Annotated in this window: 12 protein-coding genes; 11 read left to right on the top strand and 1 reads right to left on the bottom strand. The window is 51.1% G+C overall.

Features of this window, described 5'->3' with window-relative positions:
• The first annotated feature begins 54 nt into the window (after nt 1–54).
• Genes HMPREF1141_RS14915 through HMPREF1141_RS14905 form a run of 3 tightly spaced genes read left to right on the top strand, consistent with a single transcriptional unit; the run spans nt 55 to nt 2,365 of the window.
• On the top strand, nt 55–906 hold the full coding sequence (locus HMPREF1141_RS14915) for an amino acid ABC transporter substrate-binding protein (protein ID WP_009065940.1): 852 nt from the start codon (nt 55–57) through the stop codon (nt 904–906).
• A 36-nt stretch (nt 907–942) separates the two neighbouring features.
• Nucleotides 943–1,584, top strand: coding sequence for an amino acid ABC transporter permease (locus tag HMPREF1141_RS14910; RefSeq protein WP_009066010.1), 642 nt, complete (start codon nt 943–945; stop codon nt 1,582–1,584).
• A 13-nt stretch (nt 1,585–1,597) separates the two neighbouring features.
• Complete coding sequence (locus HMPREF1141_RS14905) at nt 1,598–2,365, top strand: amino acid ABC transporter ATP-binding protein (protein ID WP_009065932.1); 768 nt, start codon at nt 1,598–1,600, stop codon at nt 2,363–2,365.
• A gap of 564 nt (nt 2,366–2,929) precedes the next feature.
• Here HMPREF1141_RS14905 and HMPREF1141_RS16940 read toward each other — a convergent pair.
• Nucleotides 2,930–3,781, bottom strand: coding sequence for an AraC family transcriptional regulator (locus HMPREF1141_RS16940; RefSeq protein WP_009066066.1), 852 nt, complete (start codon nt 3,779–3,781; stop codon nt 2,930–2,932).
• Between the two features lie 123 nt (nt 3,782–3,904).
• Between HMPREF1141_RS16940 and HMPREF1141_RS14895 the strand changes: the two genes are divergently transcribed.
• The 8 genes from HMPREF1141_RS14895 to HMPREF1141_RS14855 all read left to right on the top strand — a co-directional run bounded on the left by HMPREF1141_RS14895 (nt 3,905) and on the right by HMPREF1141_RS14855 (nt 12,564).
• Nucleotides 3,905–5,230 (top strand): lactate racemase domain-containing protein, encoded by a 1,326-nt coding sequence (locus HMPREF1141_RS14895; RefSeq protein ID WP_242824616.1) that lies wholly within the window; start codon nt 3,905–3,907, stop codon nt 5,228–5,230.
• Nucleotides 5,227–6,207, top strand: coding sequence for a hydroxyacid dehydrogenase (locus HMPREF1141_RS14890; protein WP_009066047.1), 981 nt, complete (start codon nt 5,227–5,229; stop codon nt 6,205–6,207). The genes HMPREF1141_RS14895 and HMPREF1141_RS14890 overlap by 4 nt, the downstream gene beginning before the upstream one ends.
• A 323-nt stretch (nt 6,208–6,530) precedes the next feature.
• The gene (locus tag HMPREF1141_RS14885) at nt 6,531–6,986 is read left to right on the top strand and encodes a YhcH/YjgK/YiaL family protein (RefSeq protein ID WP_009065907.1); all 456 of its coding nucleotides are present in this window, start codon (nt 6,531–6,533) and stop codon (nt 6,984–6,986) included.
• A gap of 627 nt (nt 6,987–7,613) precedes the next feature.
• Complete coding sequence (gene metF / locus HMPREF1141_RS14875) at nt 7,614–8,507, top strand: methylenetetrahydrofolate reductase [NAD(P)H] (RefSeq protein WP_009066080.1); 894 nt, start codon at nt 7,614–7,616, stop codon at nt 8,505–8,507.
• Nucleotides 8,508–8,688: 181 nt separating this feature from the next.
• Nucleotides 8,689–9,198, top strand: coding sequence for a vitamin B12 dependent-methionine synthase activation domain-containing protein (locus HMPREF1141_RS14870; RefSeq protein ID WP_196795051.1), 510 nt, complete (start codon nt 8,689–8,691; stop codon nt 9,196–9,198).
• 15 nt (nt 9,199–9,213) lie between these two features.
• Nucleotides 9,214–11,634 carry a homocysteine S-methyltransferase family protein gene (locus tag HMPREF1141_RS14865; protein ID WP_009065911.1) on the top strand — a complete coding sequence of 807 codons (2,421 nt, stop codon included), beginning with the start codon at nt 9,214–9,216 and terminating at the stop codon, nt 11,632–11,634.
• Nucleotides 11,635–11,657: 23 nt separating this feature from the next.
• The gene (locus HMPREF1141_RS14860) at nt 11,658–12,077 is read left to right on the top strand and encodes a DUF4430 domain-containing protein (protein ID WP_009066076.1); all 420 of its coding nucleotides are present in this window, start codon (nt 11,658–11,660) and stop codon (nt 12,075–12,077) included.
• Nucleotides 12,064–12,564: a hypothetical protein gene (locus HMPREF1141_RS14855; RefSeq protein WP_009066060.1), complete on the top strand. Its 501-nt coding sequence runs from the start codon at nt 12,064–12,066 to the stop codon at nt 12,562–12,564. The genes HMPREF1141_RS14860 and HMPREF1141_RS14855 overlap by 14 nt, the downstream gene beginning before the upstream one ends.
• Nucleotides 12,565–12,759: the final 195 nt, after the last annotated feature.

The raw sequence follows: 12,759 nt of genomic DNA, 5'->3' as shown, positions 1-12,759 counted from the left end.
ATGCTACTACGCTAAAGTGACCGAAATGTGATCAAAATCGGAAGGACTGTTATTATGAAGAAATTACTGGCTTCACTCCTCGCTCTTACGATATCGCTCGGCATGACTGCCTGCGGCCAGGGAAATCAGCCGGCTTCCTCCGCGGCCGGCGCAGATGAATCCTGGGACAAGGTGGAAAAAGCCGGCACTCTGGTTGTTGGGCTGGACGATGCATTCCCCCCGATGGGCTATAAAGATACCAATACCGGTGAATTGATCGGATTCGATATCGATCTGGCGAAGGAAGCCTGCAAACGCCTTGGCGTAGAGCTGAAGCTTCAGCCGATCGACTGGAGCAACAAGCAGGCCGAACTGGACAACGGCAACGTGGACTGCCTGTGGAACGGTTTCAGCAAAACCCCTGAGCGCGCCGAAGCGATGGCCTTGAGCATTCCCTATATGAGCAACAACCAGATCATTCTGGTCAAGACGGAATCCACCTACAAAACGCTCAAAGATTTAAGCGGCAGGGTGGTCGGCGTACAGGGCGATTCCTCCGCCGAAGCGGCTCTGAACGCGGTGGAAAACAAGGAGTTCAAGAGCTCCCTGAAGAATGTGATACAGATCGACGACTACACCAAGGCGATTCTGGAAATTCAGAACGGCACAATCGACGCGATCTCGATCGATGAGGTTGTCGCACGCTTTTACCTGAAAAACCAGCCCGGCTCCTTCCGCATTCTGGAAAACGGCGGTACGGCGATTTCTCTGGCGTCTGAGGACTATGTCGTCGGCATGCGTAAAAACGATCTGGCTCTGAAAGATAAGATCGATGAGACCCTGCGTGCGATGGCAAAGGACGGTACAATGACCACCATTTCTGGAAAATGGTTTGGCGAAGATGTTACAACGGTAGACGTGAAATAAAACCCGTCTCCGAAATTGGTCCCGGAGGTCTAAGCTATGAATTATCAGGTGCTATTAACAGAAATGTTTACGGCAACGCTGATGTCTCTGCAAATTTTCTTTTTCACCCTGATCGTCTCGCTTCCTTTGGGACTTTTGGTGGCACTGGGCAGAATGTCGAAACTGAAAATCGTCAATCTGCCCGTGCGCTTCTACATATTGATCATGCGCGGAACCCCGTTGATGCTGCAGCTGTTGTTCATGTTCTACGCGTTAAAGCCCCTGCTTGGAATCCAGCTGGATCGCGTATTGGCCGCAGAGGTTGCGTTTGCCCTGAATTATGCCGCCTATTTTGCCGAGATTTACCGCGGCGGTCTGGAGTCCATCCCCAATGGACAGCGGGAAGCCGCAAAGGTTTTGGGGTACACCAAATCGCAGGCCTTTTTTCACATCGTTCTGCCCCAGGTGATCAAGCGGATCACCCCGCCGATGGGGAACGAATTCATCACCCTGGTAAAAGATACCTCTCTGGCGCAGGTAATCGGCGTCGTTGAGCTGCTGAAGGTCACCTCTCAGTGGGTCTCGAGCGCTGTGGATATGACTCCTCTGGTAATCGCCGGGCTGTTCTACCTGGTAATGAACGGGATTGTCACCCGGGCATTTACAGTGCTGGAAAACCGGTTGAGCTATTACCAATAAGGAGGGATTGCCAATGAGCCAGACGATTCTGACCGCAACAGATATCAAAAAGTGCTTCGACGGCGAAGAAGTCCTCAAGGGGATCTCGCTGGAGGTGCACCGGGGCGAGGTGCTCGCCATTATCGGGCCATCCGGTTCGGGAAAAAGCACCCTGCTGCGCTGCATTGCTCAGCTGGAAAACGTGGACTCGGGCGTTATTTCCGTCTGCGATGACGTACTGGTACAAAACGGCCCCGACGGAAAAGCCGTGTATTCCTCCCCCGAGCTGTGCCGAAAAATCGGCCTGCGTCTGGGGCTGGTATTCCAGAACTTCAACCTGTTCCCGCATTACAGCGTACTGAAAAACATTACCGACGCGCCGGTGCGCGTGTTACAGAAAAGTCACGAGGAAGCTACCGCTACCGCAAGAGAGCTGCTGAAGAAAATGGGGCTCTCTGAAAAAGCGGACGCTTATCCGTATCAGCTTTCCGGCGGGCAGCAGCAGCGGGTTTCGATTGCCCGGGCGCTGGCCATGAACCCGGAAATCCTGTTTTTCGACGAGCCGACCTCGGCTCTTGACCCTGAGCTGACGGGCGAAATTCTGCGGGTCATGCGCCAGCTGGCCGCAGAGCACATGACCATGGTTGTGGTAACGCACGAAATGCAGTTTGCCCACGACGTGGCCGACCACGTTATCTTCATGGACGGCGGCACAGTTCTGGAAAACGGCACGCCGGACGAAATTTTTTCTCACACCCGCAACGAGCGCACCCGGGCGTTTCTTTCGCGTTTTACGGAATGAGCCCTGCGGCAATCCGGGCCGTGGTATAGCGCCCGATCAAATTTGCTTACGAGTGCAACTCACAGGATATACAATCTTCTGAACCAAGCAGGAGGGCTCCGCCAAAACGGCGGGGCCTTTCCTGCTTTTGGGCAGAAAAACAGCCTTCCCGGTTCGCACCATGCAATCGGAAGGCTGTTTTTATTCTTATTATTCCGCGCCGTTCGCGTTCTCCCAGTCGTGCCACATGTTCTGCATGTCGTTATTTTTTCTAGATGCAATCGCGAAAAACTGCTGTATATCTGCATTGTCTATACTTTCCTTATGTATTTTACCATAAAGCATAATTTAGCTTTTTTTCCACAATGATTATAAGGTCGCCATTATCATCTCTGCCCTTTGCATTGTTGCATTTTTGTGTGCAAAATTTATGTCTTTAGATTTGTCTGATATTAAAAATCTAAAACGCACAATGGCAATGCCATCGTGCGTTTTTATGCTTTGGAGAGGCGTTTTGGGTCTTATAATACAAAATTACCGTATATAAGACCTTGCAGTATCCGTCTTGAATGTACCGTGAAATGATCAGGATGCCGGATCGCGAAGCGGGAATTCGAATATCCCCGCGGGCGTGTTGCTGTTATGCACTACATTGACAGTAACCGGTTGGCTGCCGCGGCTAAGATACTCTGACGGGGTGATGCCGGTCAATTGATGAAACACCCGGCTGAAATAGTGTACACAGCTGAATCCCAGTTGCTCCGCAGCCTGCGTTACATTGCAGTCTGAAAAGAGCAACAGATCTTTGGCCTTGTTAATTTTCTGCAGGTTAATATAGTGCCGGGGTGTACAGCCCATGGCTTCTTTAAAAAAGGAAGAAAAGTAATTCTCGTGGTAGCCGCAGGCCGCCGCCAGCTCTGCCACGGACAAATTCGGATGTATCGCAATCAGCTCCAGTGCTTTTTTCAGCTTGCTGTTTCGCCCTACATCCACTGGTGGTGCAGGCAGTGCGGCAGACTCTGTCCGATTTAACAGGAGCAGCAGCTCGTACATCCGCAGACTTACAAGCTCAGCACTGCCAGCTCGCTGCAGGACTGCCTCCTCCAACAGGTTTTTCAGCAACACCTGCTGGTAATCTCCGACCCACGGCAAAAAAAGGGGTAATTGCGCCGCCGGTTTTGCCAGGCAGCCCTCGCAGGTAAATTTTATATTCAGGCTACAGGAATCATCCAGACTGTGGATGGAGTGTTCTATCCCCGGCGGTATCATAGCAAGCCCGCCGGGCGGCACAATAAAATCCGTTTCTGCAGCATGCATGCGGACGTGACCTGCCAGACCGAACAGATAGTGAAAAAAAGGATGGCTGTGAGGTTCAATGTACTGACCGGGTTTCTTTTTGTCGCGAACCACCCGGTGAACGGTTACGTTGCTTTCCATAGAGTATCACCTCATAGTCACCTTATCATATATCTGAGAAAAGTGCAAATAAAGAATAAAATTTTCAAAAGACAGTCTCCTCTTTTCTGCGGTAAGATAAAGAAAAAGAAAGGGGGCGTTGTTTTGGAAAACCCTAACCATAGCTTTCAGGACTATAGTGTCATTGAGGGACTGCTGAAGGAGGTTCACATCCCGCCCATGTTCAAGATTCGGCAGCACTTTGACGACACCCACCTGACCGACGTAGCCGGCGAGGTGCGCCGCCAGTTGGAGAATAAGGGGCTGGAGGAACTGCTCCGTCCGGGAATGCGTATTTGCCTTACGGGATCAAGCCGCGGTATCGCCAATATGAATGTTGTGCTGCGGGAAGCGGTCTCCTACTTAAAACGCCTTGGCTGTCACCCTTTTATCGTCCCTGCCATGGGCAGCCACGGAGGGGCCACCGCCGAGGGTCAGCGGCTCATCCTCTTCGGTTATGGTATTACGGAAGAATTTTGCGGATGCCCTATTGATTCCTCCATGGAGACGGTGGAACTGGGCCACGTGGAAGAGGAGGGAAAACGTCTTCCGGTCTACATCGACAAGCTGGCCTATGAGGCAGACGGCATCGTGGCGATCAATCGCATCAAGCCCCACAGCGCCTTTCGGGGCGGCTATGAGTCAGGACTGACCAAAATGCTCTGCATCGGTCTCGGCAATCAGGAGGGGGCGGACAGTCTTCACCGGGACGGCTTTGGGGTGTTTAAAACCCGCATCCCCCTCTTCGGAAATTTTGTCCGCACCCATGCAAAGGTACTCTTCGGCATTGGGGTAATTGAAAATGCCCACGACCAAACCTGCAGGGTAACAGTGCTGCGCAACGAGGAAATCCCGGTGGAAGAGCCAGGATTGCTGGAGTATGCCAAAGGTCTGATGCCCCGAATTTTGGTGGATGAAACCGATGTCATGGTGGTGAAGGAGATCGGAAAGGATTTTTCCGGCAGCGGCATGGACCCCAACATCACCGGAACCTGGTCCACCCCCTATGGCGGCGGCGGTCTGAAGCACCAGCGCACGGCAGTATTGGATTTGACCGAGGCCTCCCACGGAAACGGGATGGGAATCGGTCAGGCTGATACCACCACGCTTCGCTTTTATGAGAAATTCAATTATCTGGAGACCTATCCCAATGCCCTGACCTCCACTGTTTTTTGGCCCATTAAGCTGGCCATGGTACTGCGAGACGACAAGATGGCCATTCAGGGCGCGATCAAAACCTGCAATCACATTGACCCCGAGAATCCCAGAATTGTACTGATCCGCAACACACTGACCATGGGCGAGCTGTATCTTTCCAAAGCATATTGGGAGCTTGCCCAAAACACCCCCGGCATCGAAATTGTTGAGGAACCAAAGGAACTGCCCTTTGACGAAAGGGGAAATTTGCTGATATGGGAGGAACGCCAATGAAAACCATCATGACACAGCCTCTTTGCAAAGAGGGATATGAGAAATTTGCCCAAGCAGGAGAAATCTGGGTTGCCAATTCCGGCAACCCCACAGAGTATCTGGAGGAGCTTTCCACTGCGGATGCTCTGGTGATCCGCATCGGACACCTAAACGCCCAGGAGCTGGAACAGGCCCCTAACCTGAAGGTAATAGGGCGCTCCGGAATTGGGTTCGACAGCGTGGATGTGGCGGCGGCCACTGCCCGGGGCATTCCGGTGGTGATCGCCCCGCACTGCAACGCCGATTCGGTGGCGGAGCACACCCTGGCCCTGATGCTGGGTCTGGCCTCTAACCTGGTAGAGTGTCACAACGAAGCGCTGCTCGGAAATTTTGAAATCCGAAACTGCGGCCGCCAGTTTGAGCTGCTGGACAAAACAGTAGGCATTGTGGGATTTGGTGACATTGGTAATCGTGTTGGGCGGCTGTGCGCTGCCTTTGGGATGAAGGTGATGGCCTATGATCCTTACCTGTCTGAGCAGCAGATTGCAGAACGCGGCGCGCAGCCCTGCCCGACGCTGGAGCATCTGCTGAAGGCTGCGGACATTGTAACCCTTCACATTCCTTTGCTGCCTGAAACAAAAGGCCTCATTGGGAAAGCACAGCTGGCCCAGATGAAGCCCTCGGCGATATTGGTAAACTGTGCTCGAGGCGGCATTGTGGATGAAGACGCACTGATTGAGGCCCTCAATAACGATATCATCGCGGGGGCGGGAATCGACACTCCGGTAGAAGAGCCCACCCGACTGGGGAATCCGCTATTGGCAGCAAAGCATCTCATCTTTTCTCCCCACAGCGCCGCCCAGACAAAAGAGGCCACGATCCGCGCCGCCACCATGTGCGCCGACGGCTGTCTGGCTGTTCTGCAGGGTGAGCAGTGGCCCGGTGTGGCAAATCCGGAGGTTTACCGTCACCCCAAATGGAGCGGAGAAGCAAATTAGGATCAATAAAATCATGTGCAGAAGGGCCCCGGCGATCCACCTCCCACTGGATTTCCTCCATAGTCAGGTTGATATTCAGGATGCAGCACCTTCTTCCTGACTTCAACGGTGGCGGATCATCTGAGAAAAAACCTGACGTTGGTGGAGCTGGTGCTGTTCTTTGCGGCAACCATCCTCTTTGTCGCGCCGAGTATGCTTAGCGGTTTCTCTAGGGTTGCACTGGGCAACGCATTGGTTGTCTGGTGCACTGTAATTTCTAAAACCCGGAAAAATAAACAGATTGTCGCACAAACACATTGCGACAGAAGAAAGGGAGTACCTATATGTTAATTTCCAGTCTTGCCCTGGCCGAACATTACGACTATTTGGCAGAAAAATTCAAAATCGGCTATGCCTTTCTCCGCAGACCCGATCTTGCAGACCTTCCGGTGGAAAAGATTGAGCTGGAGCAAGGAGTTACCGCCAGCGTACAGGAGTATACGACCATTCCTGCAGACGAGGGCAAATACGAGACCCATGACCGCTACTTTGACATTCATTACATAGTTGCAGGACGTGAGGGCTTTCATCTGGCCCCGCGCGATACACTGGAGGAGAAGATTCCCTACGATGCTGAGCGGGACATCACCATTTACCACAGCCCAGAGACGGCCAGCCAGGTGATTCTTTCCCAGGGAGAACTGATTGTAGTCGCCCCGGAGGAGGCCCATATGCCCAAGATGATTGCGGGCGAGCCCTGCATGGTGAAAAAAATTGTACTGAAGGTTCCGGTATCCTAAAGTTTTTTTTAAAAACTCATGTATTGTTGAGGCTATTCCCAGGCTTTTTGTGCGAGAATGATCTGGAATATTGTATGGAAAAACAGGTTGCCAACGACTCAGGGATTATGATAAAGCAAAAGCTATGTTACCTCTCAATGAATCTATTTCGTACAATGATTTCAGGTCAGAAGGAAGTATCCTTGCAGCAAGACGGTATCGCGAAAGCGATACCGTCTTGCTGTTTTCATTTTCCTTATAGGATAAAGCCAGAGATAAATTTTATGAAATAAAGCATCCTTTCCATCCATTCCAAGTTTCGGCCATGCTAGTGGCTGACTTCCCTCTCTCTAGGATACGCTTTACCGCCTGCTTTCCCATTTCCACAAACATTTCTGTTAATGCCTGCCACTACTTCTGCGATTCCCGCATATGATACCACAGATTCATAATCAATGGTTTTCAGCTCAGTTCAATGATGGTGAAAAGGAAAAAGTGATTTCGTACTTCATATATAGGATTTATCTATTACAATAAATAAAAATATGCTATTACCTTGTTGGGGGAATTCTTTGGTATAATAGATTAATATACCAAATTCAGACATCCATCGGGATGGTTTGAAAATAAAACATAAGGGGAATGGTTATGCAGCTTACGGAATTGTTGTGCGGTCCAAAACCCTCGCTCTCTTTCGAGGTTTTTCCACCGAAAAAAAGCAGCAATTATGAAAGCATACAAAGGGCCGCCGAAGAAATCGCCCTGCTTTCGCCAAGCTTTATGAGCGTGACATATGGCGCGGGCGGCGGAACCAGTGATTATACTGTTTCGATTGCGGCGGACATTCAGAATCAATTCCACGTACCCGCTTTAGCCCACCTGAGCTGCATCCATTCTTCACAGGAAGGTATCCGCGAGCAGCTTTCCAGCCTGCGTGCTGCCGGCGTCAGCAATGTACTTGCGCTCAGGGGCGACTTGCCGCCGGAATCAAGCGTACACGAAGACTGGGAATTCCATTATGCCAGTCAGCTCGTGTCGGAGATCCACCGGTACGGCGGGTTCTGCATCGGTGGGGCCTGTTATCCTGAGGGCCATACGGAATCTCCGTCCCAAAGAAAGGATATCGAATATCTGAAGGAAAAAGTAGACGCCGGGTGTGATTTTTTAACGTCACAAATGTTTTTTGACAATAATATTTTTTACAACTTTATGTACAAAATCAGAAACGCGGGAATTCAGGTGCCTGTCATTCCGGGAATTATGCCCGTCACCAACGTCGCTCAGATCCGCAGAATTATTGCTCTTTCGGGAACCGTACTGCCTCAGCGCTTTCGGTATATTTTAGATCGCTTCGGAGAGAATCCGGCCACCATGCGCCAGGCGGGGATCGCTTATGCAACAGAGCAAATTATAGATCTGTTTGCCAATGGGATACCCGCTGTACACGTTTATTCGATGAACAATCCTTTGATTGCCCGTAAGATCATGGAAAATCTATCGGAAATTGTGGGCGCTCCCGCAGAGGTATCTAATGAGACATAGCTCCGCAGTAAAAACTGTTTTTCATAAATCGTCCGATGTAGAAATCCCGCTGAAAGAAGTTGGCCGCTATATGGGGCTCGGGCGTTCTCAGCCGGATGCTCAGCTTGTCGGTTTGATGGAAAGGGCTCTGGCCGATTTTCAAAGGGCGGCAAATTATACCGCCTGCTTTATGGAAGTGCCCGTGTCTATTACGGAGGCAAAAACAGATTTCGGCACTTTCTGTGTGGAAGGAAAAAGCCTTGCCAAACATCTTGCAGGGTGCGACCGTGCCATATTGTTTGCAGCTACCACGGGCATAGAGACCGAACGGCAGAGAAAGCGTGCTTTTGTCACTTCGCCTTCCCTGGCTCTTGTGTTGGACGCCGTCGGTACTGTTGCCATCGAGAGTTTTTGTGATTTGTTGTGCCGGGAATGGGCCGAAGAGCACCCTGGCCAAACTTTTCGTTCGCGTTTCAGCCCTGGCTACGGCGATTTGCCTTTAAACGCGCAGAAACCCTTGCTGGATGCCCTGCATGCGAACCAGAATGCGGGCATTTCCTTGACAGATGCGCTGCTCATGATTCCGCAGAAATCTGTTTCGGCTATCATTGGAATGGAACAAACAGACCACACAGCAGAAAAACCGGCTGTATGCTCTAAACGGGATCATTGCCCGACCTGCGGTCAGCAAGACTGCACATTTCGTCTATGAAGGGACTTTGCAGAAATGAATATCATGGAATGTATCAATCAAGGGATTTTTTATCTGGACGGTGGAACCGGCACCTATTTGCAGGAGCAGGGGCTGGCGCCCGGGGAGCTGCCGGAAACATGGAATCTGCTGCATCCTGAAAAAATAAAGGATCTGCACCGGCAGTATTACGAAGCGGGAAGCCATCTGGTTTGTACCAATACTTTCGGCGCAAACGGGTTGAAATACGACGGACAGGAAGGCCGGTTTTCGGTAAAAGAGGTGGTTTCAGCCGCCGTAAACTGCGCAAAAACCGCCAGAGAGGAAGCGAAATTCGGTCAGCCGGATCGTTTCGTCGCGTTGGACATTGGCCCTCTCGGCAAGCTGCTTGCCCCGCTGGGAGACCTTGATTTTGAAGATGCCGTTTCCCTGTTCGCCGAAATCGTACAGGCCGGCGCAGAAGCCGGTGCTGATTGTGTGCTGATTGAAACCATGAACGACTGCTATGAAACCAAGGCCGCTGTGCTGGCCGCGAAGGAAAACTGCAGTCTGCCTGTTTTCGTCAGCAACGTGTATGATGAAACGGGCAAGCTGATGAGCGGTACCACGCCGGAGGCGATGGTAGCCATGCTGGAGGGTTTGGGTGCAGACGTCATCGGCATCAATTGCTCATTAGGGCCGGACAAAATGCTGGAGCTCCTCCCCAGATTTATTTCCTGTGCGTCCGTCCCTGTTCTGGTCAAGCCGAATGCAGGGCTGCCGCGCTCGGAAGGCGGAAAAACGGTATTTGACGTGTCGGCCGAAGAATTTGCACAAACCATGCTCCGCATTGCAGCCGGAGGGGCCCGTGTCATAGGCGGGTGCTGCGGAACGACGCCTGCTTATATCAGGCTGATGACGGATCAGACAAAGGGCCTGCCCGTTACTCCGATTCTTTCCAAACACCGCGCTGTGATCAGCTCTTATACCCATGCCGTTGTATTTGGCGGCAAACCGGTCATGATTGGCGAAAGAATCAATCCCACAGGCAAAAAACGGTTTAAAGAGGCCCTGCGGCAGAAGGATATCGGCTATATTCTCAAAGAAGGTATTTTGCAGCAGGAGCAGGGTGCACAGGTGCTGGATGTCAACGTGGGACTTCCTGAAATTGATGAACCGGAAATGCTGGTAACCTGTGTGAAAGAGCTGCAAAGCGTATGCGATCTGCCGCTTCAGCTGGACACATCTAACCAGACTGCCATGGAACGCGCGATGCGCGTGTACAACGGCAAGCCGATGATCAACTCTGTCAACGGCAGTGACGAGAGTATGAGCGCCATCTTCCCTCTCGTTAAAAAATATGGGGGCTTTGTCGTTTGCCTGACGCTGGATGGATCCGGAATTCCGGAAACAGCGGAGGGACGTTTCGCAATCGCCGAGCGAATCGTACGTCGAGCGGCGGAATATGGGATCGCCGCCTGCGATTTGATTTTTGACCCTCTGGCCATGACGATTTCTTCCGACCAGCAGGCGGCTCAGGTCACTCTGGACACGATTCCAATGATTCAAGGCAGACTGGGCGTTTGCTGTTCTCTGGGAATCTCTAATATTTCCTTTGGTCTGCCCAACAGGGATTTTATCACCGGCACATTTTTTATCATGGCTTTGGTAAAGGGACTGAGTGCGGCGATCATGAATCCCTTCTCTTTCGAAATGCAAAAAGCGTATCACAGTTACCTGGCCTTGGCCGGATTGGACGACAATTGCCAGGAATATATCCGCTTTTCTCAGAATGTTCCGTCGGATACGGTGACAGTGTCAAAGGCCCCTGCCGCCCAGAATTCTTCCCAAACGCCGGACGGACTGCAGGGCGCCATCCTCCGCGGTTTCAGTGCGGAGGCGGCCGAGCTGGCAAAGGAAAAGCTGGAGAGCACAGAGCCGCTCGCCCTGATTCAGGAGCAGATTGTGCCGGCACTGGATATCGTCGGAAAGGGATTTGAAGCAAAAACGGTCTTTTTGCCGCAGCTTTTGATGAGCGCCGAAGCGGCAAAGGCGGCATTTGAAGAAGTGCGGAAAAAGCTGCCGGCTTCCGATGAAATCGGCCCGGCCGTGATTTTGGCCACAGTAAAAGGCGATATTCACGATATCGGGAAAAACATTGTCAAGGCGATCATGGAAAATTACGGCTACCACGTGATTGACCTTGGAAGAGATGTTCCGCCGGAAACGATCGTAGAATCGGCCATTGAAAATCAGGTAAAACTGGTGGGGCTCAGCGCGCTGATGACCACCACCGTCCCTGCCATGGCTGAGACGATCCGTCAGCTGAAAGAAAAAAAGCCGGATACGCTCGTCATGGTAGGCGGAGCCGTCATGACACAAGAGTATGCTGACCAAATCGGTGCTGATTTTTATGGAAAGAACGCCATGGAAAGCGTAAGATATGCAGAGCGCGTATTAAAAGGCAAATCTGACTGATCAATCAAATAAAGGGGTATTTCATGGAAAAACAAAATAATCGCAATCGGATTTGGATTCCCATCACAGCTTTTGTACTGGCCATAGCCCTGCTCGCGGGCCTTTGGGCGATTTTTTCCCAAAAACCCACAGAGGGCAGCAAGCATATTTCTATCGCGGTAGTTTATGAGGATGGAAAAACCGAAAATTTCACCGTCGATACCGATGCTGAGTATTTGAAAGAAGCAGCCGAATCTGTTTTATCCATTGAGGGAAAAGAAACGCAGTACGGGTTCTCGCTTTACACGATCAATGGAGTAACCGCGGACTTTAGTCAAGGGGATCAATACTGGGCGCTTTATGTAAACGGGGAATATGGACAATATGGCATAGATCAGCAGCCAGTTACAGATGGCGATCAATATCAATTCATCGTTGAAAACATTGAAAATGCTTCAAAATAATTCTTTGACCGCCAAAGAGCTGGTCCGGCTGTCGGTATGCACCGCGATACTGTTTGTCTTACAGATTGCGCTTTCCCCATTGCCGAATATCGAAATGGTAACGCTGCTGATCCTGCTTTATACGCGCTGGTTTCAAAAGAAAGCTCTTTTCATTATCTATGTATTTGTGCTTTTGGAAGGCGTTTTTTATGGGTTCCATTTCTGGTGGTTTGGCTACCTGTACATTTGGGCGTTTCTGTGGATCATCGCTACGCTACTGGATAAAAGGCCCCGCAGCGTATGGACATGGGCAGCGTTCGGCGGAGGATTCGGCCTGCTGTTCGGCCTTTTCTTTTCGCTCATTTACCTATTGGCAGGCGGCATCCCTACCGCTCTGGCGTGGTGGATTGCGGGCATTCCCTTTGATATTCTGCATGGCGTCAGCAATTTTATCTTAATCCGCATTTTATTTCAGCCGCTGGACCGTCTGTATCACTCCATCGCGTAGCAATGGACTGCGCTGAGAAAGATTGGTTAGATATTGCCGTGTGCATTCGATGCACTCAAATAAACCGCTTACAATTCTGATTCCGGCATGTTTTCTTCCTATCAAAAGCAAAAACAGGTTAGCAATACCAACCTGTTTTTGCTTTCATGAACATTTGAGGGTAACTCATAGTGGTACGGGCGATTCATTCTTAGA

The organism is Clostridium sp. MSTE9, assembly GCF_000277625.1.
Taxonomy (GTDB): Bacteria; Bacillota; Clostridia; order Oscillospirales; family Acutalibacteraceae; genus Faecalispora; species Faecalispora jeddahensis.
The sequence above is the reverse complement of the archived record's forward strand: the minus strand, read 5'-3'. Positions and strand labels throughout refer to the sequence as shown.